The sequence below is a fragment of the Rhodoferax sp. GW822-FHT04A08 genome, assembly GCF_058801025.1.
Genome location: NZ_JBXAMW010000008.1, coordinates 143,352 through 168,520 on the forward strand (window position 1 = coordinate 143,352; position 25,169 = coordinate 168,520).

Sequence of the window (25,169 nt, forward strand, 5' to 3'; positions counted from 1 at the left end):
GTGCTTTCAAAAGCTCAAACTAGCGCCCAGTTCCAAACCGCTGGATGTGCGGCCTGCCACTGCAGCAGGGGGCGTGGCGACCGAGAAAGAGGCCTTGCCATTGTTGTTGACTTGCGCATACGTTCCATACAGGCTCAAACCCTTGGCGAGGGTGTGCACATAGCCTACGGCGAACTGAGTGGCATCGTCACTGTCGATGTTTTTTGTACCCATCTGGCCTGAGGCATTGGCATCCGTGTAGGCGATGCGGACCAATCCATTGGTCCAAACCGGGGCGGTAATCCCAAGTTGCGCGATCTGGCGCGAGGCTGTCAGATACTCATTCTTAGTCAATGAACCAATCAACTTGATAACGCCAAAGTCATAGCTGCCGGAAAGTGTGCTGCGCTTGAAGTCTGTTCCAGCGCCCAACGTGGGGCTGTCTGCACCCACGGTGACGCTATAGGCACCGGTGACATGCAGTTGCCCGGCCTTGTATCCCAGACGCGCGCCACGATATTCCTTGGCACCAACCCCTTCACTGGGTGCAGCCTGCACTTGGGCATAGAAACCACCCAGCGTATCGGGCGTGTAATAGGCCACGGCGTTATCGGCCCGCGCCCAAACGCCGGTAACGTCCAGACCGCTTCCCAGGACGGCGTCAGGCGTGCTGTAGAACTTGCCTTGGTCCGCCAGGCCACTGGTTCCGAATACGTCGAACTCGCCGAATGCGGTGTAGGCGGTGGTCAGATCATGTCCCACGCGGACTTCACCAAAGGAGCCTATCAGGCTGACGGTGCTGCGACGATTGAGCAGACGGCTGGAGTTGGTGGTTCCGTCATCAAAGTTGACGGTGCCTTCTGCCCACGCACCCGCCTTTAAACCATTGTCCAGTGACTTCTCTACGCGCACGCCCAGACGACTGGCTGCAAGACCTCCACTCCCAACGCTGGTGGCAGTAGCATCACCATTAGCAACGTTGCGCAACGATACATCGCCCACACCAAATACCGTTACGGTAGCAGCGGTTGGGTCGATGGCCTGTGCCTGCGCCAAGGCGCTAACGCCAAGGGCCATCCACGCAAATGTTATCTGGCATTTCTTCATGTTTAAAACTCCTCGTGTTGATTGATGAACTGCTTTTTGGATATATATATCCCCGCAGTGCACGAATCTTCGTATTACAGAATTGATACGTCCAATACTGTTGATGTTCTTCTCTGATCTGATATTTGAATAAGCTATTTCCGATATTGATAGCATTTCCATGGAAGTTCGAACATTTCGGGAGTAAAAATGTTTACATAGGAATCCCAATATTTGCCTGGTTTTTGCAGCAAATTGAAGCGAGCATTCAGCAGCATCACGTCACTAATCAATCGATGTCATCGAACAAATTAGCGTTCACCTATCGGACACCAATTTACAACTCCATGCGTATTTCGCTATCTGGATCAAACAGAGAGGCCTGTGACAAATCCGGGCGCACATAGATCAGATCGCCCTCATGGCGCACCGGTTTTGGCGGCAGGCGAATGCCGATGCGGGTGCCATTGACAGAGACGAATCCAAACGTGTCAGCACCCGTTGGCTCCACGATTTCAAGTCGCATCGGCAACACATCGTGCTCTGCCGAATCCGCAAGACACCAATGCTCCGGGCGCAGGCCGAGAATGGCCTTGCGCGGGAGGGTGTCTGTATCCTGGCAGGGACGCACAGGCAGACTGATCCTGGCTTCCTGCCCACGCCCATCGACCACTCCGTCAGCTTGCATGGAGAGGGTCCACATGCCGTTCCGGGGGTTCAGTTCGACCGGCACCATGCTCATGGTGGGAGAGCCCATGAATGCGGCGACATAGACGTTGGACGGGCGGTCATATATGTCTTCGGGCGTGCCGAGTTGCTGCACTTTCCCGTCCTTCATGACTGCGATGCGGTCGCCCAGGGTCATCGCTTCCACTTGGTCATGCGTCACATACACCACCGTGCTCTTCAGGCGTTGGTGCAAGGCCTTGATTTCAGCGCGCATCTCCACACGCAGCTTGGCATCCAGATTGGACAAGGGCTCGTCAAACAGAAAGACCTTGGGATCGCGCGCCAATGCCCGCCCCATGGCAACCCGTTGGCGCTGTCCGCCGGAGAGCTGCGCCGGACGACGTTCCAGCAGATGGTCGATCTGCAAAGTCTTTGCTACGCGCGCGACCACCTGTTCACGCTCCTGCTTTGGCACTTTGCGCATTTCCATGGCAAATGCAATGTTCTGCGCCACGGTCATGCTGGGATACAGGGCATAGCTCTGGAAGACCATTGCAATGTCCCGATCCTTGGGACCTACGTCGTTGACGACTCTTCCACCAATGGCAATCTCGCCTTCGCTGATGTTGTCCAGCCCGGCAATCATGGACAGCAGTGTGCTTTTCCCGCATCCTGAGGGGCCAACCAGAATGAGGAATTCACCATCGGCCACTTCAATGTCAATGCCATGAAGCACCGTGATGTTCCCATAATATTTTCGTACGTTGCGGATACTGACGCTTGCCATGTGGGAAATTCCTGATAAATATTTGTGCTTATGAACTAGCCTTTGACGGCCCCCGCGGTCAAACCGCGGACGAAGAACTTGCCCGCCAGTGCATACAAGACCATGGTTGGAGCGCCCGCGATCAATGCCGCGGCCATATAGGCGTTGTAGTGGGGAACGTCTTCCTGCACGCTGGTCAGGTTATTCAGCCCGACGGTGACCAGTTGCTGGTCGCTTGGTGCCAGCACCAGGGCAAAGATGAAGTCATTCCAAATTGCCGTGAACTGCATGATGCCGACCACCACCAGAATCGGCTTTGCAGTGGGCAGGACGATGCGCCTGAATATCACCCACAAACCGGCGCCGTCAATGCGGGCCGCACGGATGAGTTCTCCCGGAAAACCCACAAAGTAGTTGCGGAAGTACAGCGCCACGGGCACGCTGTAGATGGTGTGCACCACGACCAACCCCATCAGCGATTCCGCTAGTTTGAGCTTGCCAAACACCACGGACAGAGGAAACACGAACAGTGCGGCCGGCATAAAGACGCCGAACATCAGCAGGAACAACACCCCATCGGCTCCGCGGAATCGCCATTTCGCAAGTACGTAGCCGTTGAAGCATCCCCAAAGTGTGGAAATTACGGTAGCCGGCACCACCACGAGCAGCGAGTCCAGAAAGTAGCGGGACAGACCTGTGCATTTTTCCGCTCCGGTGCAGGCCGTGGCCCAGGCTTCCAGCCAAGGCCCCACGGTCCAGTGGGATGGCAGACCCAGCACGTTTCCAGCCTGCAGTTCCTTCAGTGGTTTGAGGGAGTTGATGATGGCGAACCATGCGGGAAGCGCGAAGAACATGGCTGTCAGCAACAAGGCTGCATAGACAAGCCAGCGACCCAATCCGCGCTTCTGTCCGGGTAGTCGTTCATTTTGCATAGATTCAATCCTGCCGATGGCTCTTGAGTTCACTGAGGATGTACGGCACCGCCACGACGGCACAGGTCACCAGCAACACCACTGCCGACGCTGCGCCCAGACCCATCTGATCACGGCGGAAAAATCTGTCGAATACGTAGAAGGCCGGCAACACACTGCTCTGCCCCGGTCCGCCCTGGGTTAACACCACCACCAAGTCGAAGGTGCGCAACGCAGCTGGCAGCAAGATCAGCGCCGCGCTGAATACGGTGGGGCGCAGTGAAGGCAGCACAACGCGCCAATACACTTTTGGCAGGCTGGCGCCGTCAATCATGGCGGCCTTGAACACCGAGTCGTCAATGCTGCGCAGGCCGGCAATGAACATGGACATCACAAAACCAGTGCTGTGCCAGACCGCCACAATAGCCAACGCATAGATGGAGTATTTGGGCTGAACGATCCAGTCGAACACCGCGTTCTCAAAGCCGTGGCCTAACAGCCATTTTTCAATGCCGGTGTCCGGCGACAACAACCAGCGCCAAATGGTGCCGGCCACGATCCAGCTAAGCGCCAGCGGATACATCACGATGGTTCGAAAACCGCTCTCGAAGCGGACTTTCTGGTCCAACAGAATGGCAAGAAAACAACCTAGGGCCAGCGGAACGCCCACCACCAGTGGCAGGTAGCGTGCCAGGTTCCACAGGGAACGCCACCAGTTCTCATCGGCAAACAGGCGCAGATACTGCTCCAGACCGACCCAGTTCCAACTGATCATGCCGGACGAGTCCGTGAAGGACACCATGGCGACCCAAGTGGTCAGGCCATAGAAGAACACCAGGCTGACAGCCAGCGCAGGGGAAATCGCCAGTTGTGGCAGCCATTCATCCAAAAGGGCATTGAGCCCTCTCGTTCGTGGAATCGCTTCGTTGCTCATATTGCGTGCGCGACGGGGTTGTCAGTTGGCCTTGGATGCCGCGACCAGTCGGGATGCCGCCTGCTGGGGCGTGATCTCGTCGTCGTTCCAGAAGGACAGCACCACATCACGCCAGGCCGAGATCCGCGCCGGTGTCTGAATCAGGTTGGGTGCCGCAGACGCCGAGCCATCTTTGCTTCCGGCCACGAAATCCGCATAACTCTGACGCGAGCAGTCATCAAACTTGGACACGTCCGCGTCCAGACGCGAGGGAACGGATCCCTTGATCTGACTGAAGGCGACCTGTGCATCCTTGTCCATGAAGACCTGCGCCAATTCCATCTGCGCATTGGAACGCTCGGCATGCTTGAAGAAGAGAAAGGCGTCTGTGGTGTAGAGATGACTGCGGCCGGACCCTGGCACCGTGGCACAGAGGTAGTCAACATCGGCCTTTTTTCCCGCCACGCTGAACTCGCCCTTGGCAAAGTCTCCCATGATCTGGGCCAGGGCGCGGCCCTGGATGACCATTTGCGTGGCTTCATTCCACTTGCGTGTGGTGGCACTGCGGTCCACATAGCTTCGCAGCTTGCGCATGATCTCGAATGCCTTTACCACCCCAGGACCTTTCAGTTGGGTCTCTTCCAGGTCGTAGAACGCGCGCCGGAACTCATCGGGCTTCATAGTGGTGTAGGCCACCTGCGTGAAAGTGAACTGGACCCAGATGTCTTCGCCCATAGCCAGGGGCAGGATGCCCGCAGCCTTGGCCTTGTCCGCCAGCGCAAAGAACTCATCCCATGTCTTGGGTGCGGAGGTGGCGCCCAGTTTCTTGAGCACCTCTTTGTTGATCCACATGACATTCTGGCGATGCACGTTGACTGGAACCGCCACGTAGGACTTGCCGCCCTGGCGGGCAAATCGCCGCAGGGAATCGGGCAGGACTTCGTCCCATTTGCCTTTGGTGGCAATGTCGTCCAAGTTGGCCAGGTTGTCGCGGTTGGCGGTGTAGCTGCGCACGTCCGCATTGATCTGCGCCGCATCCGGAGGTGCGCCCTTGCCGACGCGGGTCTTCAGCAGAATCCGTTCATTGTCACCACCACCCACCGCCAGATCTTTCCACTCAATGCCACGCTTTGTCGCAGCCTCCTTGAACTTGGCGACGGCTGCGGTTTCACTGGCACTGGTCCACCAGTGGATGACTTCGACACTGTCTGCGGCACTGGCAACGGCGGCCAGGGACAGTGCAGCGCATGCGACTGCAGTCCGGCCGATGCGGTTGACTTTCAGGAGGATTGGATGGTTGTAACTAAGCATGGTTCAAGGAGTACTGTTAGAAGAGATCGATTTCCAGGAAGATCACCGGAATTTCTCCCATGTTGAGCAATGCATGGGGTTTGCGGTAGGTTGAATAGGCCTGACCGACCGTGACGGTTACCGGGTTGGGTTCCCCTTCCAAGTATTCCGTCATGGTCCCTTGCACGACATAGGCTACGGCTGGCCTGTCTGCATGGGAGTGCATGGGAAGAAACCCTCCGGGTTCAATGGTGACTTCCCGCATGCGCAGTTGGCGGCCTTTGCTGATATCGAAATCAGCCAGCAGATCCACCTTGGAAATCACACGTCCCGAAATCCCGACCCGCTCGCCGGGCAGCGAATCCAGGGGTGACGTGGGGTGCGTCTGTGTAGTCAAATTCAGTCTCCTTGGTCATTCGTCGACGGCCTCTGTATCCGGGGAATTACAGTGTGTTTGCAAGCCAGCGTCCAATACCGTGTATGTTCAACAGTCATCGCGCAGACGTATAAGCAAAATCAGCCGGCCCGCCATTTGGCGGGCCGGACCAGATTCAGATTCGGGAGGTTTGAAAGCTAGGCTCTGCTTCGCAGCGCCACGTTCCCAGTCCGTTTCCAGATAGGCGTGGTTGAGTAGTCGATGATGCCTCTGGGTACGCGCCTGGAGCCTTTGAAGACATGAAGGCTGTGGTCTACCGAAGATCGAATTTCTACGCTTCTAGGCGGTCCGCATACCGCGCACGAAAGTAACTTATACAAGCTGCAAAATGGACGACTGCTTTCTGGCGCCATTTTTTTAGATCTCTATGTCTGCTATGGCACTATTCTGTTGAAAAACTCGGAAGTGCCAGAGCGTTCCGCGTTGGCAGAAAAATCGACCTCTCAGATCGTTCTAGGATCGACGATCTCACACAGGGGAAGGGGTGGAGTACCCCCGAAAACCTTGCCCAACGCATAGGAAGGGAGTTTTTCAACGGAATAGCACGGAAGCACGCGCTCACCAGAGACGACAATCGGCAAACTGCCCTCTTACCCCGCCTTGCAGGAACATTTCGCATTTCCGCATGCGTCCCTTTCGTCAGTTTCAACGCAGGGTGAATTGGAATTTCCTGAACATGAAAGGCTTATATAGACGAAAAGCAATGTCCTATGTCGAATAGAACGACCATAGTGCAGCGTTGGGATACACGTTTCTGGAACTGCCCAAACAGAAGGGGCCCGCAGGCCCCTCTTTGTTGGATTTCTTAAGAATCCCGTGGTTGGGCTGGCGCGGCGGCAGATTCACCTGCGGGCTCCACCGCAGCGGGTTCCGTCACCTTGCTTTTCGTCGGCGCTTCTTTGGCCTTGCGAGCCGCCTTGGGTTTCGCAGACGTGCTCACTGCCTTTTCTGCTTTGGCAGTATTTGCCTTCTTGGCTGCAGCTTTCACTGTCTTCACAGGATCTGCCGCGGCTGCCTTGTTCGTGGAACTTGCTCCCAACTGATAGGTTCCGCGGCCAACCAACTTGACGGCACCCGTGGCTAGAACTCTTTTGAGAGATATACCAACGGAGCCCAATGGCAGTTTGGCGCCAGCTGCCAATGCCGCACCGGTTACAGCAGTACCCGCGTCAGCTCTCAAGACACCTTGCAGAAAAGACAGAAGCTTGCTGTCGTTTGCTGTGGGGGCGCCAGGAGCGGAAGCCTTGCGTCCAGCCTTCTTCGTAGCCTTCACTTTTTTTGCAGCCTTGGCAGGATTTGCCATGACATCGACGGCCGCAGCGTTGGCTATCGATCTGTGCTTGGCAACATCCTTCAGAACGATCACGTCCTCTGCAGGATCCGCTAGTTCATTGGCCAGAGCAAAAAGATTCTGAAGCTGGGCCTCCACAGCGACTAGTCCTTGGCTCAAGCTGGAGAGTGACTTGAATCGCTCAATCACCTGATCCGACTCGGTACCATACGGCTGACTACTCAGGTTGGCAACCAGCGCCTCACCTTGCGCGCGCACCGTCTGCCCGATGGCCTCAGCTGCATTGTGAGCGGCTTGACCTGCCTTTTGGATAAATGATAGGTTCTTTTGGGATAGCGACATACAACTCCGGAAAAATAGATGAGGAAAATGAATACTTTACCGGATCAATCTTACGCCTGCCTATGTATCCATTGTCTATACATGGTAGCAATGCATCTGCTGAAATCAGTATCGATTGTGTTAAGTGCAGCGCGCATTGGGCTAGCTGTCTCGCCCAACGCATACCGACAAAATCAAACCCAACGCTCCTGAAAATAGATGGCCTTGGTCATCTCCAAAATCTGATCGTCTGTCTTGTCTTGCATCATGAACGCGCCGAATTCCCAATCACGCAGCAGTAGCATTGCAAATACGTCAGCAGACATCCGAAGTTGATCGCGTACCTCCCTTGTCGATCCAGTAATTAACTTTCCAACGCGAATGTCCACGCAGGGAAGCTTGAAGCGATACGTAGAGGTGCACCGAATGCTACAGGAGGCTGGATCATCCAGAGGACAGAAGTGGCTCCGCAAAACTGAACAGCTGAGATTAAGACAGACTCCGGGCATACGGCCTGGCCGAGAATGGTCGGGCAAGAAGGAGTTTTTGATGAACAAGAAAGCTTCTGGACGTCGCACGCGGCGATCCCACAGTCCGGCATTCAAGGCCAAGGTGGCATTAGCTGCGCTGCGCGAAGACAAGACCATGGCCGAACTGTGCAGGGAGTACGAGTTGCACCCCACGCAGATCAATGACTGGAAACGCCAGTTGCTCGATGGTGCCGCAGATGTGTTCAACGCCGGTGCCAAGGAAGATCTGTCAATCTGAATTTCGGGAAAGTAACTCCGAGCCATTCAAATGCTTCCCGTAACGCACTGTCAATCGGTTCCTCGTCAACATCCCTTTGACTCTTTGACAAGTCCCAATGCGAATTACCAGTTTACTGGTCTATGAAGATCTCACCATTTTCGTCAAAAACAATAAGTTCACACGAAAGTAGCTGAGTCATAGGGGGCGATCCTATTGTCAGTCAATGTCTCCGTTGCTCGATGCTCGTAGGCCTATTTTTAGGCACTCATAACGAACATTGTGATTCACAGCCGGTCATGTGCAGTTCACTGGTCGGACACGCGTGGACATATCAAGTGAAAGGAACGCACTTTAGCCAGCTAAGACGCTCGCTCAAATTGAAACAATGGAATCCGTGTAGCTTGCCGACGAAGCGTGTGGGGCGAAAATGGAACGCTGGGAATCCGCGGTTTTGCATTGTGAGTCCATTCAACAATTAGCGCTTAGGATGGACTTCGTCATCTGCGGCTCCACAGATTCCATGCTAACAGACATCTTATATTCGCAAATGACAGTTAGCATCTTCAGATTACGCCAGCCACTTGCGAACGCGCTGACCCAAGACCTCACGGCTGATGCCATAGCGGTCATGCAGCGTGGGCAAGGCGCCCGCGTCCAGGTACTGGTCAGGCAAGCCGGCCAGCTCAAAGCCTGCCGGTTGCACCCTGTTGCGCAGGAGTGCGCTTGATACGGATTCGCCCAACCCGCCAATGATGGAGTGGTTTTCAGCAACCACTACCAGGCGGTGTTGGTACCTGACCGCTTCAATGATGGTGGCCTCGTCCAGTGGCTTGATGGTCGGGCAGTGCAGCACGGCCACGCCGATGTTGTCCTTGGCCAGATCAGCAGCAACTTCCAGCGCGCGCATGGTCATGATGCCGCTGGAGATGACCAGCACATCCGCACCTTCGCGCAGCATCTTGGCCTTACCCAGCTCAAACTTGTAACCCTCCACTTCGTCCAGCACCATGGGCACGCTGCCACGCAGCAGGCGCATGTAGACCGGTCCCTTGTGTGCCGCTATCTGCGGCACGGCTTGCTGGATGTCCAGCGCGTCGCAGGGGTCAATGATGGTCAGCCCAGGAATGCCGCGCATCATGGCGATGTCCTCAGTGGCCTGGTGGCTGGGACCGTAACCGGTGGTCAAACCGGGCAAGGCACAGCACATCTTCACGTTCAGGTTTTCTTCCGCAATCACCTGGTGAATAAAGTCATAGGCGCGCCGGGTTCCAAACACCGCATAGGTGGTGGCGAAAGGCATAAGGCCTTCCTTGGCCATGCCGCCGGCAGCCGCCATCAACAACTGCTCTGCCATGCCCATCTGGAAGAAGCGTTGCGGATATGCTTGGGCAAACAGGTGCATGTCGGTGTACTTGCTCAGATCAGCGGACAGGCCGACGATCTCGGGACGGTTGGCAGCCAGTTCGACCAAGGCTTTGCCAAAGGGGGCTGTTACCACGCGCTGCCCCTCGGAGGCAATCGAAGCAATCATGGCCGAGGTGGTCAGTCGGGGCTTTTTCTCTGCGGTAGGGGTGTTCATGCCTGGGCTCCTTCTGCCTGTGCTTCATCAAGAATCTGGAGGGCCTTTTGCCACTCCAGCGGGTCCACGCGAATAAAGTGGTTTTTGTCACGGGTTTCCAGGAAGGGCACGCCCTTGCCCATCAGCGTGTTGAACAGGATGACGCGTGGCTTGGCTTCGCTCAGATTGCGCGCGGTGTCAAAGGCGTTCAGCACCGCAGTCATGTCATTGCCGTCAACACGTTGCACATGCCAGCCAAAGGCCAGCCATTTGTCGGCCAGCGGCTCGAAGCCCAGGATCTTGCTGGACGCGCCATCGGCCTGCTGGTTGTTGATGTCGACCAGGCAAATCAGATTGCCCAGCCCATGGTGGGAGGCGGACATGGCGGCTTCCCAGGTGGAGCCCTCGTCGAGTTCTCCATCGGACATAGAGTTGTAGACAAAGGCTTTGCTTTGCTTGTGGCGCAGGGCCAGTGCCATGCCCACGCCAATGGGCAAGCCCTGGCCGAGCGAGCCGCCGGAGATTTCCATGCCCGGCGTGTAGCTGGCCATGCCCGACATGGGCAGGCGGCTGTCATCGCTGCCATAGGTTTCCAGTTCGTCTTCGGCAATGATTTTGGCTTCGATCAGTGCCGCATAGTGGGCGATGGCGTAGTGACCATGTGACAGCAGGAAGCGGTCACGACCTTCCCATGCAGGGTCGGCCGCGCGGAAGTTCAATGCATGGCCATAGGCCACGGCCAGCACATCGGCCCAGCCCAGGGCCTGGCCGATATAGCCCTGGCCCTGGACCTCGCCCATGCGCAGGGCATAGCGGCGAATGCGGTAGGCGCAGTCTTTGAGTTGGGTACTTGTTTCAGACATGGTGTCCTTTGGAGTGGAGTAAAAATGGGGGGGATCAGCCCAACAGGCCAATCGAGAACCAGGGCACGAAGGCCACGAAGATCAGGCCGACCAGCAAGGCGCCCAGATAAGGCCAGATGCGCTTGAGGGCCACATCCGGGTGCACCCGACCAATCGTGCAGGCGGCGTAGTAGCCCAGGCCAAAAGGCGGTGCAAACAGGCCAATGCCCATGGCCAGAATGATGACCATGGCGTAATGCACTTCATGCACGCCAATGGCTCGGGCCACCGGGAACAGCAGAGGCGCGAACAGCACCATGGCGGGGATGCCTTCGAGCACGCTGCCCAGCACCACAAAAGTGGCGATGGACACCATAAGGAACCCATATTTGCCACCCGGAACACTGGTCATCAGATGGGCCAGGCTTTGCGAGAAGCCCGACTGGGTCAGTGCCCAGGACATGCCAGTGGCCGTGCCGATGATGAACAGGATGGCCCCCGACAAGGCGGCGGTATCCACCAGCATTGGATAGAGACGCTTCCAGTCAAACTTGCGGTAGACCACCAGGCCGGCAAACACTGCGTATGCGATGCCAATGGTTGAGACTTCGGTGGCCGTGGCAACGCCTCGGACCACGGCCGTGCGAATCAAAACGGGAAGTGCGAGTGCAGGCAAGGCAATCAGCAAGGTGCGTCCCACTATCTTCATCGGTGCGCGCTGCAGGCCCTGTGCAATCTCGGCACTGCGGTAGCGCGACAGCATGGCCAGGATGATGGCCAGTACCACACCGGGCAGGATGCCACCCGTAAAAAGTGCGCTGATTGAAATGCCGGCCACAGAACCAATAGTGATAAGCACCAGCGAAGGTGGGATGGTCTCAGCCATGGCGCCAGACGAGGCCAATAGTGCAATGAGCTCGCCTTCCGTGTTGCCACGCTTCTTCATCTCCGGCAGCAATACCGGAGCGACTGCGGCCATGTCAGCGGTCTTGGCACCCGAGATGCCGGAGACCAGCAGCATGGCGCCCAGGAGCACATAGTTCAGGCCGCCACGAACATGGCCCAGCAAGGAGGCCAGAAAGTCAACCATGGCCTTGGCCATGCCGGTCATCTCCACCAGATGCCCCAACAGAATAAAGAGCGGCACGGCAAGCAGGATCAGGGAGCTCATGCCCTCGTCGATGCGGCCACTCACCACCGACAGCGGCGTGGACGTAGTCGCCAGCAGAAAAGCCACAGTGGCCATGCCAAAGCAGAATGCGATCGGCACCCCCAGCAGCACACCCGTACCCAGCAGCAGCGCAAAGAAGATGAAGAGGTTCCAGTTCCCAATGGCTTGCAACCAGTCCGCGCCCAGATAGATGGCACCGCCCACGATGGCAATGGCCACGCAAACCTTGAAGACTTCGCCCAATCCATGGCGTGCCAGTTTCAAGAGGCACAGGGCCAGCATGAAGACCGCCCCTACCGGCACCGCAGCGGCTCTGAAGGTATTGGGCCAGGACAGGGCCGGGGTCTGCACCACCCACTCCTCCAGCGCATAGTCTGTCATTGGCCAGATCAGGATGGCCAGCCACATGACAGGGATCACCACGGCCAACACCTCGGCCCAGGACTGGGCCTTTTCGCTCCACCTTGATACCAAGGCCGTGGTGCGCATGTGCATGCCCCGGCGAAGTGCAACTGCAGTTCCCAGATTGGCGAGCCACAGAAACAGAATCGATGCGAGTTCATCGGCCCAGGGAATCGGACTATTGAAGATGAAGCGCATCACCACGCCAGCCAGTAGGACTGCCACCTCGCCAACCACCAGCAGGGCAGCCGGAATCTCGATGAAATGGCCCAGCCAGGCCTCCATACGTGCCGGAAGAGATCCCTCCCGGAGCTCGTTGGTAGCAGTCAGGATCATGATGCTCAGCCCAAACCGCCAACGCTGTCTGACAGCAGCTTCCAGGGTTCTTCGCCAAACTTGGCGCGCAAGTCCTTGTAGAAACCGTTCTTGGCCAGCACGTCCTTGAATACCTTCTTGTCAGGGTCAATCATCTGGATACCTTTGGCGGCCAAATCGGTACGCAGTGACGTGTTGAGTCCGGCGATATCAGCGCGCTCGTCGGTGGCAGCCTTGTCCAGTTCGCGGTAGACGATTTCCTGGATGTCCTTGGGCAGGCGCTCCACGGCCTTGCGGTTACCCAATATCCAATAGGCGTCCCAGACGTGGTTGGTCAGGCTGCAAAACTTTTGCACTTCGTACAGGCGGGCTGTGCTGATGATTGCCAGAGGGTTTTCCTGACCTTCCACCAGCTTGGTCTGCAGGGCCGAATACAACTCGTTGAAATTGATCGGCGTCGGGCTGGCACCCAAAGAAGTGAACAGCGAGGACAGCATGGGTGCGGCAGGTACGCGCATCTTCAAGCCCTTCAGATCGTCGGGCGTCTTGATGGGCTTGGTGGAAGTGGTGACGTTGCGGAAGCCGTTGTCCCAGGGCTTGGACATGGTCAGCAAGCCCACCTTTTCAATCTGGGCACGAACATAAGTACCCAGCGGACCGTCCATGGCTTTCCACACTTCGTTGTAGTCGTGGAAGGCAAAGCCGGTATTGAGAATGCCGGCGGCCGGCACCAGGGTCGACAGCACCACGCTGGCCTGGTTGAAGAACTCCACACCGCCCGAACGCACCTGGGACAGCAGGTCAGTGTCAGAGCCCAGCTGATTGGCCGGAAACAGCTTGATGTCCAGTCGGCCATTGGTCGCGTTGCGAATGCGGTCAATGGCTTCCTGGGCACGCTTGTTCACCGGGTGCGATGGGTCTTGACCGGTGGCAAACTTGTAGTTGAATTCCGCAGCAAAAGCCGGGCGCGAGGCGATGGAAAACAGGGGCAAGGCGGTGGCCGCACCCAGCAGTTGGCGACGGGATATTTTCATTTTGGAATCGGTCATTTCAGTCTCCTTAATAATTTGAGTGATTCGATTGCGTTAGTGGATCAGCATGCCACCGTTGACATCCAGGGTGATGCCGGTGCAATAGGCCGACAGATCACTTGCAAGGAACACACAGGCACCAGCCACATCGCTGGCGCGACCCAGGCGGGCCAGAGGAATGGTGGAAGAAATTTCAGCCTTCTTGGCATCATCCAGCTTGCCCTGGGTGATGTCGGTTTCAATCAAACCAGGGGCGATGCAGTTGATGCGAATGCCTTCGATACCGAACTCGCGAGCCATGGCTCTTGCCAAGCCCAGCACACCGGCTTTGGCTGCGGAATAGTGCGGACCACCAAAGATGCCGCCTCCGCGCTGCGCCGACACCGATGAGATGCACACGATGGAGCCGGACTGTTGCTTGCGCATGGCGGGAATGGCGGCCTGCGACATGTACAGCGTGCCGCGCAGGCTCACATCCAGAATGCGGTCGTAATCAGCACCGGTAATCTCCAGGGTCTTGACCGGCTGGGTGATGCCAGCGTTGTTGACCAAGATGTCGATGCGGCCAAATTGGCTGACGATGGCTGCTGCTGCTGCTTCGCACTGCGCTTTATCGGTGACGTCGGCCACCAGGCCCAAGTGTTCGGCACCGAGCTGGGCAGCGGCCTCTGCGGGTTGGGCACGCTCCAGGTCCAGTATCACGACACGGGCGCCGTGGGCTGCCATCTGACGGGCGGTGGCATAGCCCAGACCGTTGCGTCCGGCACCGCCGGTGATGATGGCTACTTTATCTTTCAGAATCATGGTTGATATCTCGCTGTGGTTGGTATGGGTGGATTCTGGAACCCCTATAAGCTGATGACAAGCGATGATTTATCAGTCTAAGATGACAGATATTCAATTTATGCAGGGGTTCACCCTAGGATTACTTTGGTGACGCGCAGCAGTGCAAACGGCGCCCGAAGGCGCCGTTTGCACTGCTGGTGGTTTGGGGTACTTGACACCGCCCGAGGTGGCGCTTCAGAGCCGATAGAAGCGTTCGGCGTTGTCGTGGAAAAGTTTCCTGCGTTGCTCGGCAGAGAAGTCCCGTGTGATGTGTTTGAAGGTGTCGAAGATCGCGTCGTAGCTGCTGTAGAGCTTGTCCACCGGAAAGTTGCTGGCAAACATGCAACGGTCCACACCGAAGGCATCAATCGCGGTGAGCACCCAGGGGCGGAAGTCTTCGGGCTTCCAGTGAAAGTTACCCATGCCCAAGCCCGAGATCTTGCAGGCCACATTGGGTGCCTGCGCAAGCAAGCGCATGCCGCGTTGCCAACCGTCAAATCCGGCTGGTGAATGGTCTACCGGCATGCCTGTGTGGTTCAAGATGATTTGCTGGTCGGGATAGGCCAGTGCCAATTCGTAGCACTCGGCCATTTGCGGCCAGTAAATCTGCAAATCAAATGTCAGCTGGTATTTGCGCAGCAAAGCAAAGCCACGGCGCCAATCCGCTTCCCGGGACACACCGGGACGGTTCAGGTAGGTCTTGACTGGGTCCGGGTCGTAGTTCAAGGACTGCCGGATGCCACGAAAGTTCTTGGCCGTGCAGTGGCGCGCCAACAGATCGTCCACGTCCGGGCGCGAAAGGTCGGCATAGCCAACGATGCCGTGCGGGTAGCCATGCCGGTCCGCCAATCCCTGCAACCAAGTCGTTTCACCGAAGGGGTTTTCAGGGTCATAACCCACATCCAGATGAACTGACTTGACGACATTCTGGTTTCGGACATCGGCTAGGAAGTCCCCGATCAAATAGCTTTTGCACAGTGGGGTGTAGTCACCAAACACAGCCGGCTTGACGCCGTCCTGCAACCACGGATAGCGGTGGTTTTCTAAATCCCACAGGTGGTGGTGCGGATCAATGATCGGGAATTGGTCTTCCATGTCCTGGTCCTCTTTTTTGATGGGGCATCAGTATCCGCCAGCCGAAGGCGGGTACACGCGCTTGACGGTCTGCTGGATCTTGGGGTCCGAAATGTTTTGTGTGGTCACCAAGGGCATGATCAATGCCAGCTCCTTGGTCGTAGGCTTGCCCTTGAGCGCGTTGTGGACTTGCTCCGTGGCGTCCATGCCCTGGCCGCCGGCCTCTTGCAGGAAGATGCCCTGCACGGCGCCATCACGCAGTTGCTTGATCGTTGTGGGGCTGCCATCGGCTGTCACCACGGCTACCTTGCCAATCAGGTTGCGCGTCTGCAATGCTTTGACGGCACCGGTTGCTGCCTCGTCGTACATACCGTAGATCGCTTTCACATCGGGGTGGGCTGTCAACAAGTCGTTGGCCTGCTGGGCCGCCTCATTGACGGTCAGTCCACGGGTTTGAAGCATCTGTGCCAGCTCGCAGCCATCGGCCTTGAAGGACTCTTCAGCGCCCTTCAGGTACTTTTGCGCGTTCTCACGGTCCTGGGGCAGGGACAGCATGCCGATCTTGTTGCCACCGCGCTCCTTGGCCAGCTGGCAGACAAATTTGCCTTGCGCCTTGCCGGTGTCATAGTTGTTGGCAGTAACAGCCGACGTGTAATCGGTTTGTCCGGGCTGCGGGCCAATACCTGCAAAGGCAATGGGCACCTTCTTTTCTTTCAAAAAGGCCAGGACAGGCGGTGTGCTGGTTGAACTCACAGGGCCAATCACGATGGCGTCCACGCCACGTGTCACAGCCGTGCGGATGTTGTCCATTTGCTTGGCGGGGGAGTTGTCGCTGGTGTACTCGACATAGTTCATGCCCAGTTCGCCTGCCTTAGTCTTCACCCCATAGGCCACCCACTGCCAGTAGCTGATATCCAGCGACGGGGCGATATAGGCCACAGTCAGCTTCTTGTCCTGCGCATGGGCTGCGCCAACAACACCTGCGGCGGCGGCGATGCATGCCACAGCGCGCAGAGTCTGACCCCACTTTGAATCAAATTTCATATCTGTCTCCTCTTTCTAGGCTAGTAACTGCGGCGTTGACGCCGCATGGGTTGATGGCGGTATTAGCGCCGGGACTTTCCAAGGCGATCGATCAAGGCAGCAGCCAGAATGACCCCGCCTGTGACCGTGCCTTGCCAAAAACTATTGATGCCGACCAGATTCACCCCGTTCTGGATGACGGTGATCATCAGAGCGCCCAACAGGGCGCCTATGGCTGAGCCGGTGCCGCCGGACAGGCTGGCGCCACCGATCACCACGGCCGCAATGGCCTGCAGCATCAGGGCCGAGCCTGCGGTTGCTTCGGCGTTGCTGATATAGGACAGGCTGAGCAAGCCGGCAAACGAAGCCAGCAGGGCAGAGGCCAGGTAGGCCGCAAAGCGAACACCAGAAACCGGAATACCCAGCAAAGCAGCTGCCTGACCGCTGCTGCCCACTGCAAACAGCCAGCGGCCAGATACCACTTTCTTCAGGCAGATCTCCACAACCACCAACAGGACTAAACAGAAGAAGACATGGTTGACCACACCGGGCACCAGGCTGCCGCCATTGAACAACCAGTAGTCGGCATCCGGGATGGGCATGGAGTGGCCGTTGGTCACAATGAAAGCCAGGCTGGCCGCGATGGCGTAAGTAATCAGGGTGGTGACAAAGGGAGCCAGACCCACCCAGGCCACCAAGATACCGTTGAAGGCGCCAAACACAAGGCCGACCGAGAGTCCTGCAAGGCTGGATCCGAGTGCGCCAAATCCATGTTCCATGGCCAGCGCGGTGACCATGCCGGTAAGCGAGAAGATGGAACCGACCGACAGGTCAATGCCACCGGTGATGACCACCAGCAGCACACCGATGGCCATGATGACCAAGGGTGCCGCAGCCTGTGTGATGTTGGCCATATTGCCCCAGCTCAGCGCAGCGGGGACGAGGCTGCCCACCAGAATTTCAATGGCGATGATGGCCGCTGCAATGGCGAGTTCGGTTCGGTAGTCGGAGACGCAGCGCCGAAAAAAAGATGTTTCAGGTGCTGCCGTAGGGGCTGCATCTGCGCCCGATGCGTGGTGGGAGGTAGTCATTGTTATGTGTTGAAGCTGTTTGGGATTTCTCTTAGGCAACCATGCCCGTGGCGTCCGCCAGGCTCTCGTCGCTGATGTCATCGCCCCGCAATGCGCGGGTGGGTCGCCCATCCGGGTCAAAGGCAATGGCGTAGTCGCATACTTCAGCGAGTTCCACACTTTCGGTGGACCACCAGACCACCGTGGTGCCCTTGGCTGCTAAGGCCCGGATCTGCCCGTAAATTTCGCGCTTGGTTCCTATGTCGACTCCGCGCGTGGGTTCTTCCAGAACCAAGATTTTGGGTGCCAGTCCAGTCCAGCGCGCAATCAGCAGCTTTTGCTGTGTACCTCCACTCAGGGCCCTGGGTAGCTGACTCGGTGAGCCCTTGATCTTCAAACCCTCAATCAGGGTGCGACAGACCTCGAATTCGTCGGCTCTCACCCAGAACTGGCCCCTTTGCACCCGACGCGAAGCCATCAGGTTGTCTGTAATGGGAAGGCTGTGCAGCACACCCTTATTTGCCCGGTCACCGGACACAAAGCCGATGCCACGCTGCAGTGCAGCCTTTGGCGATTGAGGTGCGAGCGCCATGCCTTCGTGCTGGACGCGCCAAGGCCCGCTGGGGACTGCGCCCACCAATTGGTCAATCAATGCCGACGGGCCGGCCGGCGCTCCGGCCAAACCGAGCACAGTGCCGCACGGCACCTCGTAGGAGAAATCGCCACACGCCAGATGAAGGGCATTGGCGGCATCTCGGAATGCGTCGGCAGTATGGGCACGTTTGACGGCATTGCCTTTGCTGGTCGCCCCCTGGCCCATGCGCTCGACAATGTCTGCGTCCGTGAGCGACGCAATGGCTTGCCGATTGACCACCGTCACGCCGTTGCGAAGAATGCTGCAAACATCTGCAATCTGGCGGATTTCTCGCATGCGGTGCGACACGAATACGACGCAGATGGACTTCTCCCGCACCAGTCGGCGAAGGACGTCAAACAGCCGCTCCGACTCGCTGGCCGTCAGGTTGGCAGTAGGCTCGTCGAGCAGAAGCAGCCTGGCACCTGAGTCCAGCGTGCGGGCAATTTCGACCAACTGCTTTTCATGCAGTGACAGCGTCTCCACCCGATGGTCCAGCGCACGGTCAGCGAATTCGGAATCGATGAGTGCCAATGCCGCATGGGCTTTGATGCGCGCGCCCTTCATGGCAAATTTTCGCCAGGCACCGTTGAGTTTTGGCAGCACGATATTCTCTGCAACGGTCAGGTGAGGCAACAACGCCATCTCCTGGTGCACCACCGCGATCAGGTTCGATGGCGCAGTTTCGTGCGCATGCAGGCTGCGTGCTTCGCCAGCAATGCTGAGTTCGCCCCCGTCGCGCTGCAGCAGGCCGGTGATGATCTTGATCATTGTAGACTTGCCCGCCCCATTGCCACCCAGCAAGGCATGGATCTCACCCGGATAGGCGCTGAAATCAACGCCCTTCAAAACTTCGGTGGGCCCGAATCGCTTCAGGATGCCCGTGGCCTGAACAATCGCCTGGTTGGGCATCATGGCAATGCCCGCCCGTGTGCCGCAGCGAACCCGTTGATTACCGCTTTATTCTTTAGATATCTGATTGAAATTTCAATGACCGTTGCATTCATGGCGTGTCTCATACGGTGCCCAGGCCTGGCTTGCAATGGCTTCTGTGTCACCGATTTATTGTTTGCGTGGGGCGGATTCTGAAATCTGCACAATCTGATGACAAGCGATGTTTTGTCAGTCTAAGATGACGAATGTTCAATTAACGCTGGGGTTCACCCTATGGCCAGTCTTCCTCCAACCACACACCTGCAAGCCTTCGAATCGGTCGCGCGACGTCGCAGTTTTGGCCTCGCTGCCAATGAGCTGCATCTCACGGCCTCCGCTGTCAGCCACCAGGTCGCCAAGCTCGAGCAGCATCTGGGCGTGCGCCTGTTTGAGCGCAGTGCCCACGGTGTGCGCTTAAGCACAGCCGGCGAGCAATACCTCACCCGCATAGGCGGTGCGCTAGTCGCCATCACCGCAGCCAGCGAGGACTTGCGCCAAGGCATAAGCAATAGCCTGTATGTCCACTCGGCGCCCAGTTTCGCCAGTCTCTGGTTGATGCCACGCATACGTGCCTTTGCCACGGCCTACCCCGACATATCACTCAATCTTTCCGCGGCACACACGCACAGTGACTTCACCTTGGGCCAGTCCGATATTGACATTCGCTATGGGATGCCACAGTGGACCGATCTGGTGGTGGAGTCGCTCTTTGAAGAACGCATTGTTCCGCTGGCAAGCCCAGCCTTTATCAAGGAGCATAGACTGCGCAGGCCCGAGCAATTGCTGGAAGTCCCCTTGATTCAGAGCAATGTCAGCGTGGTCCAGTGGTCAAACTGGTTTTCTGAATTTACGAACCTCCGTGCGCCCGATCGCTATGCGGTCCGATTTGACAGAGCGCAAATGTCACTGGATGCAGCCACCCAGGGCCTAGGCGTTGCCCTAGAAAGCACTATGACCGGCAATTTGCATCTGACTGATAAAAAATTGCGACCGGTATTTCCGATAGACATGTCCATCAAGGTCAAAGCCCATTTCGCCGTCTATCCACCTAGGCATACCAAGCGCAAGCCGGTAGAAGCATTCTTGACGTGGTTGCACCAGGAGGCAGCAAAGTACAACATGCAGTCTCAGTAGAAATGGATTTTGCAATGCATGCCAATTGTCGCGACGTGCCTCTACCCAGGACCTCACCGTCATTGCAGATCGTGGCTACTACAAGGGAGAAGAGATTCGCAAATGCCATGAAGTTGCAAAAGCAGTTCTGATGCCCAAGCCCACTACCTCCAACGCGAAAGCCGAAGGTCGATTCGATAAGGCCGATTTCGTATACATCGCCAAGGAAGATGAATACCGATGCCTCACCGCAGAGCGAGCGATATGCCGTTTCACAAGAGAAGAGGCAGCTCTACAAATACGGTGCTAGTGGACCAGTGCATGCCCTCAATGCGCGATGAAGGCCCAAGGCACGCCCAGTGACTACCGGCGCATCTCGCGCTGGGAATCAGTTTATACACGGCCTCGGCACACTGACGCCTCCCGCCAACGCCAGCAATCCGGCATCTGACTCAAACGGCAGCTTTGTGTCAGGCTAATAAGGAGCCCCCATCTCTGGAGTCGATCAACTGCTGACATATCTACTTCTGTAGTCTAGGGCGGCTTTGAGTACACGACCGGTGTAAATCCCAACGACCCGATCATGCCGAAACTTATTGGATCCCTGATTACTTTTTCACCAATTCAATCATTTATATTCAACTTTTCTAACGGTCATCAAAAGGTGCTCCGCATCGCGGATCAGCATTCGATCAACCAGTAGCGAGTACATGTTGAGGGTAAGAAGCCCCTTTAGATCTGCTACAGCACCCCATGCGAAGGCATCTACCTCCAGTACCATTTGCCCAGTTTCTTCCTGCAGAAATGTGCTAATGCACGTGCACGCATCAATTTCCGTCTCCTTCGAGTTGGATTGAACTGCAAATAGATGCAAGTCTTTGCCCTCGTAATAAGCACGTTGGCCCAAGTCAAGCAACCTGTCCTTCGAGAAGGAAATTCCAAATTCCTCAAATGCCTCCCGTAGCGCACAGTTGATGGGAGCTTCGCCTTCTTCGATCAATCCCTTAGGTAGATCCCAATAAGATTTACCGGTCTGATGACCAATAAGGATTTCACCTATTTCGTTGAAGACGATCAGTCCGCAGGAAAGTAACTTGGTCATAGCATATCTTGCAGTTCAGATGACAGGCAAGACTGATTATCCATTCCTACATGTTCGAGAGCACCATTGGCGCAATAACAATTCCCGTGATGGCTCGAAACCTCGAGCTATCACGATGACTCGGATCAAGATGGCGTATCAGTTTTCCGCGAGCTCATTCCACGTAGCAATGACAGTGTCTGGGTTCAATGAAATTGAAGTGATTCCTTCAAGTTGAAGCCATCTGGCAAAGTCCGGGTGATCGCTAGGTCCCTGACCGCAGATGCCTACATACTTGCCCTGTTGCTTGCAAGCATTGATTGCAATGCTAATCAGGGTTTTCACCGCAGGGTCACGCTCGTCAAAATCGGCTGCCAGCACCTCCATACCAGAATCCCGGTCCAGACCCAATGTCAACTGGGTCAGGTCGTTAGAGCCGATGGAGAAGCCATCGAAGTACTCTAGGAACAACTCAGCCAAAATCGCATTGCTGGGAATCTCGCACATCATGATCAGCTAGAGCTCGTTCTCGCCGCGGCGCAGGCCGTGCTTGGTCATCAGCTCGGTGACCTTGCGGGCCTGTTCCAGGGTACGCACAAAAGGTACCATGACCTGCACATTGGTCAGGCCCATGTCGTTGCGCACGCGCTTGATGGCCTCGCACTCCATGGCAAAGGCCTCGCCGAATTCGGCCGACACATAGCGCGCCGCACCCCGGAAGCCCAGCATGGGGTTTTCTTCTTCGGGCTCATAACGGCTGCCGCCAATCAGCTTGCGGTATTCATTGCTCTTGAAGTCGGACAGACGCACGATGACCGGCTTGGGCCAGAAGGCCGCACCAATGGTGGCCACACCTTCGGCGACGCGGTCCACATAGAAAGCGCGCGGCGAGGCGTGGCCACGCGCCACCGACTCCACCGCCTTTTTCAGGTCGGCTTCCACATTCGGGTAGTCCAGAATCGCCTTGGGGTGCACACCGATGTTGTTGTTGATGATGAACTCCAGGCGGGCCAGGCCCACGCCCTGGTTGGGCAGCTGGCAGAAGTCAAAGGCCAGTTGGGGGTTGCCAACGTTCATCATGATCTTCACCGGAATTTCCGGCATGACACCGCGCTGCACTTCCGACACCTCGGTCTCCAGCAGGCCGTCATACACAAAGCCGGTATCGCCCTCGGCGCAGCTGACCGTGACCAACATGCCGCCCTTGAGTTTGTCGGTAACGTCGCCGCAGCCGACCACGGACGGAATGCCCAGTTCGCGCGCGATGATGGCGGCGTGGCAGGTGCGCCCTCCCCGGTTTGTGACGATGACGGAAGCGCGCTTCATCACCGGCTCCCAATTGGGGTCGGTCATGTCGGTGACCAGAATGTCGCCGGCCTGCACCTGGTCCATATCGACAATGTTGTGGACGATGCGCACCGGGCCAGTGCCAATCTTCTGGCCAATGGCGCGTCCTTCCACCAGCACGGCACCCTTGCCCTTGAGCTTGTAGCGGTATTCCACCTTGTCGGCGGCCTGGCTCTTCACGGTCTCGGGACGCGCCTGCAGGATGTAGAGCTGGCCGTCCGTGCCGTCCTTGCCCCATTCAATGTCCATGGGGCGGCCGTAATGTTCCTCGATCACCAGGGCGTAGCGAGCCAGTTGCTCCACATCGGCAGCTGATGGCGCGGTCGTTGTAGAGCGAGGCGAACACTTCGCGGATTTTGTGCAGCACCTCTTCAATGCCGACCACATTCAAAAAGGTTTCCTGCTGTCCGGCGAACGAGGCGTCAGGCAAGTCTTCGGCAGTGGCCGAGGAGCGCACCGCAAACGAGGCCTGCTCGTTGCCGCCACACAGCACCTTGAAGGAGTCGCGAATGCCCTGCTCCAGCGCTGGCGGAAAAGGCTGCGCCTCCAGCATGGCGCGGATTTCGGCACCGGCCACGGCCAGGGCGCGCACGTCCTCGGTGTCCAGCGTAGCCAGGCGCTTGCTGATGCGCTCCGCCAGGTTGTCGTGTTTCAGGAATTCCCGGAAGGCGTGCGCCGTGGTGGCAAAGCCAGTGGGTACCTTCACGCCGGTGGGCAGCTGGGAGATCATCTCCCCCAGGCTGGCGTTCTTGCCACCTACCGATTCGACATCGGTCATGCGCAGGTTCTCAAAAGGTACAACCAGGTCGGTTGGACTGTAAAGGGTCGACATAGCAAAGCTCCAGAAGTTAAAACTCTTCGGGCAACAATGCTTCGCTCAGGGGCACGTCGCAATGCTCTCTTAGCTATGTGCAAGACCGAATCAGAATGAATTGCCGACCTTGCGGTCTTGCCCGACCACACATTCCCCAGCCCATGAAGTTACGAGCGAGGTAATGTGCCCTAAATGACTCACTAGTTCGTGATGTAGTTCTGTGGAAAGAAATGTCTTTCAATCAACTCGATCAGAATGTGCAAGACCTTGATGTGCAGTTCCTGGACACGATCCGCAAATTGACTGCCTGGTGTGCAAACATAAACGTCACTCAGCGCCTCCAGATCCGGATTACGCCTACCCGTAAGGGCAATCACCTTCATATCCAATGCCTTGGCGGCTCGGACGGCTCGCATCACATTTTTGCTTGTGCCACTGGTGGTGATTGCCAGCAGGCAGTCACCGGGACGACCATGGGCTTCAAGGTAACGCGAGAAGACCTGCTCATACCCCAGATCATTGCCAACACAACTCATATGACTAGCGTCGCTGATAGCCGTCGCCGGTAGCGCTGCTCTGTCCAAGCGATAACGTCCAGTGAGTTCTTCCGCAAAGTGCATGGCGTCGCACATGGAGCCACCGTTCCCGCACGAATACACACGGCCCTTGCCTTCAAAAGCACCAATGATGGCGCTGGCCGCATTGGCAATGTCCTGCATGGACTGCGCGTTTTGCACAAGCTTGTTCAGGGCCACTTGCGCTTCTCGCAGGCTATTTTCAATGTGATTTATCATTTGGAGTCTATTCGGCTGGAAGTTGAGTACTCACGCCTGCCTACAGATTCAGGTCATGTATGACGAGCGGCAAGTCCGTCATATTGTCGAACAGTTTGTGCACTCCTGCTCTCGTGAGCATCTCGGCGTGATCGGACCTGATATGGCTGCCACCCAGGAACCCGAGCACATGCATTCCCGCCGCCTTTGCGGCAGTGACACCCGTGACGCTATCCTCAATGACAAGACACTGCTCTGGCACAAAACCCATGATCTGGGCTGCGTGCAGGTAAACATCGGGTGCAGGTTTGGGATTTGGTACTTCATCGCCGCTGAAAACGTTCGTTCCGACCAGATCTATCAAGCCAGCACGTCGCACACACAGTTGCAATCTCTGTGGGGCGCTGTTTGAAACAATGCCAACAGGCAGCCCCAATGATTCATACACTTCTCGCACATCAGGCATACCAGGCGCTTCGCGCCCGACTCTGGCGTCAATATCCATGTGCATCAAGGATCGCTTCTCAGCACCCAATGATACACCCAAGCGACTTTCCAAAAGCAAGATGATGTCAATGACGCGCCTACCAAAAAGGTCCTTCATGTGGCTTTCCAAGGCATCACATTTGAACGCCTCGCGCAGGACTTCGTGCATGATTTCATCTGCGATCTTCTCGCTGTCCACAATCACACCATCACAGTCACTTAGAAGGCAGGATGGAAAATTTCGACTTTCAGTAGCAAGGTGCAT

Annotated in this window: 21 protein-coding genes and 3 pseudogenes; 3 read left to right on the forward strand and 21 right to left on the reverse strand. The window is 56.9% G+C overall.

Annotated features, from left to right (window positions below; genetic code table 11):
* Positions 1-6: 6 nt before the first annotated feature.
* The 8 genes from AC1RMF_RS16540 to AC1RMF_RS16575 form a co-directional block, all read right to left on the reverse strand.
* Positions 7-1,086: a porin gene (locus tag AC1RMF_RS16540; protein ID WP_493142825.1), complete on the reverse strand. Its 1,080-nt coding sequence runs from the start codon at positions 1,084-1,086 to the stop codon at positions 7-9.
* Positions 1,087-1,402: 316 nt separating this feature from the next.
* Positions 1,403-2,521, reverse strand: coding sequence for an ABC transporter ATP-binding protein (locus AC1RMF_RS16545; protein ID WP_493142827.1), 1,119 nt, complete (start codon positions 2,519-2,521; stop codon positions 1,403-1,405).
* Between the two features lie 35 nt (positions 2,522-2,556).
* Positions 2,557-3,432 carry a carbohydrate ABC transporter permease gene (locus AC1RMF_RS16550; protein WP_493142829.1) on the reverse strand — a complete coding sequence of 292 codons (876 nt, stop codon included), beginning with the start codon at positions 3,430-3,432 and terminating at the stop codon, positions 2,557-2,559.
* A gap of 4 nt (positions 3,433-3,436) precedes the next feature.
* Positions 3,437-4,345, reverse strand: coding sequence for a carbohydrate ABC transporter permease (locus AC1RMF_RS16555; protein WP_493142832.1), 909 nt, complete (start codon positions 4,343-4,345; stop codon positions 3,437-3,439).
* Positions 4,346-4,366: 21 nt separating this feature from the next.
* Positions 4,367-5,635 (reverse strand): ABC transporter substrate-binding protein, encoded by a 1,269-nt coding sequence (locus tag AC1RMF_RS16560; RefSeq protein WP_493142834.1) that lies wholly within the window; start codon positions 5,633-5,635, stop codon positions 4,367-4,369.
* 16 nt (positions 5,636-5,651) lie between these two features.
* Positions 5,652-6,011: a cupin domain-containing protein gene (locus AC1RMF_RS16565; protein WP_493142836.1), complete on the reverse strand. Its 360-nt coding sequence runs from the start codon at positions 6,009-6,011 to the stop codon at positions 5,652-5,654.
* An 844-nt stretch (positions 6,012-6,855) separates the two neighbouring features.
* Entirely contained in the window at positions 6,856-7,683 is an 828-nt protein-coding gene (locus AC1RMF_RS16570) for a hypothetical protein (protein ID WP_493142839.1), read from the reverse strand.
* A gap of 173 nt (positions 7,684-7,856) precedes the next feature.
* On the reverse strand, positions 7,857-7,988 hold the full coding sequence (locus AC1RMF_RS16575) for a hypothetical protein (RefSeq protein WP_493142843.1): 132 nt from the start codon (positions 7,986-7,988) through the stop codon (positions 7,857-7,859).
* A 223-nt stretch (positions 7,989-8,211) separates the two neighbouring features.
* Here AC1RMF_RS16575 and AC1RMF_RS16580 point away from each other — a divergent pair.
* A pseudogene (locus AC1RMF_RS16580) lies at positions 8,212-8,397 on the forward strand (transposase); the annotation flags it as partial.
* Between the two features lie 583 nt (positions 8,398-8,980).
* On the opposite strand, the gene AC1RMF_RS16585 reads toward AC1RMF_RS16580, so the two are convergent.
* The 9 genes from AC1RMF_RS16585 to AC1RMF_RS16625 form a co-directional block, all read right to left on the reverse strand.
* Entirely contained in the window at positions 8,981-9,991 is a 1,011-nt protein-coding gene (locus AC1RMF_RS16585) for a transketolase family protein (protein ID WP_493142845.1), read from the reverse strand.
* A complete protein-coding gene (locus tag AC1RMF_RS16590; protein ID WP_493142847.1) occupies positions 9,988-10,833 on the reverse strand; it encodes a transketolase in 846 nt (281 codons plus the stop codon). The genes AC1RMF_RS16585 and AC1RMF_RS16590 overlap by 4 nt, the downstream gene beginning before the upstream one ends.
* A gap of 34 nt (positions 10,834-10,867) precedes the next feature.
* Positions 10,868-12,721: a TRAP transporter large permease gene (locus AC1RMF_RS16595; protein WP_493142849.1), complete on the reverse strand. Its 1,854-nt coding sequence runs from the start codon at positions 12,719-12,721 to the stop codon at positions 10,868-10,870.
* A gap of 5 nt (positions 12,722-12,726) precedes the next feature.
* Complete coding sequence (locus tag AC1RMF_RS16600) at positions 12,727-13,749, reverse strand: TRAP transporter substrate-binding protein (protein WP_493142851.1); 1,023 nt, start codon at positions 13,747-13,749, stop codon at positions 12,727-12,729.
* A gap of 36 nt (positions 13,750-13,785) precedes the next feature.
* Positions 13,786-14,535, reverse strand: a complete 750-nt coding sequence (locus AC1RMF_RS16605; protein ID WP_493142854.1) for an SDR family NAD(P)-dependent oxidoreductase — start codon at positions 14,533-14,535, stop codon at positions 13,786-13,788.
* 216 nt (positions 14,536-14,751) lie between these two features.
* Entirely contained in the window at positions 14,752-15,651 is a 900-nt protein-coding gene (locus tag AC1RMF_RS16610; protein WP_493142856.1) for an amidohydrolase family protein, read from the reverse strand.
* Between the two features lie 27 nt (positions 15,652-15,678).
* On the reverse strand, positions 15,679-16,674 hold the full coding sequence (locus AC1RMF_RS16615; RefSeq protein ID WP_493142858.1) for a substrate-binding domain-containing protein: 996 nt from the start codon (positions 16,672-16,674) through the stop codon (positions 15,679-15,681).
* Positions 16,675-16,736: 62 nt separating this feature from the next.
* Complete coding sequence (locus tag AC1RMF_RS16620; protein WP_493142860.1) at positions 16,737-17,744, reverse strand: ABC transporter permease; 1,008 nt, start codon at positions 17,742-17,744, stop codon at positions 16,737-16,739.
* A gap of 31 nt (positions 17,745-17,775) precedes the next feature.
* Positions 17,776-19,272, reverse strand: coding sequence for an ATP-binding cassette domain-containing protein (locus AC1RMF_RS16625; protein WP_493142863.1), 1,497 nt, complete (start codon positions 19,270-19,272; stop codon positions 17,776-17,778).
* Positions 19,273-19,524: 252 nt separating this feature from the next.
* Here AC1RMF_RS16625 and AC1RMF_RS16630 point away from each other — a divergent pair, with 252 nt between their 5' ends.
* Positions 19,525-20,424, forward strand: coding sequence for a LysR substrate-binding domain-containing protein (locus tag AC1RMF_RS16630; RefSeq protein ID WP_493142865.1), 900 nt, complete (start codon positions 19,525-19,527; stop codon positions 20,422-20,424).
* A 52-nt stretch (positions 20,425-20,476) separates the two neighbouring features.
* Positions 20,477-20,791 (forward strand): annotated as a pseudogene (locus AC1RMF_RS16635) (IS5/IS1182 family transposase); the annotation flags it as partial.
* A 240-nt stretch (positions 20,792-21,031) separates the two neighbouring features.
* Here AC1RMF_RS16635 and AC1RMF_RS16640 read toward each other — a convergent pair.
* The 4 genes and pseudogenes from AC1RMF_RS16640 to AC1RMF_RS16655 form a co-directional block, all read right to left on the reverse strand.
* Positions 21,032-21,505 (reverse strand): NUDIX hydrolase, encoded by a 474-nt coding sequence (locus AC1RMF_RS16640; RefSeq protein ID WP_493142867.1) that lies wholly within the window; start codon positions 21,503-21,505, stop codon positions 21,032-21,034.
* A gap of 138 nt (positions 21,506-21,643) precedes the next feature.
* Positions 21,644-23,663 (reverse strand): annotated as a pseudogene (gene ppsA / locus AC1RMF_RS16645) (phosphoenolpyruvate synthase).
* Between the two features lie 182 nt (positions 23,664-23,845).
* Positions 23,846-24,439, reverse strand: a complete 594-nt coding sequence (locus AC1RMF_RS16650; RefSeq protein ID WP_493142869.1) for an SIS domain-containing protein — start codon at positions 24,437-24,439, stop codon at positions 23,846-23,848.
* A gap of 40 nt (positions 24,440-24,479) precedes the next feature.
* Complete coding sequence (locus AC1RMF_RS16655) at positions 24,480-25,169, reverse strand: HAD family hydrolase (protein ID WP_493142871.1); 690 nt, start codon at positions 25,167-25,169, stop codon at positions 24,480-24,482.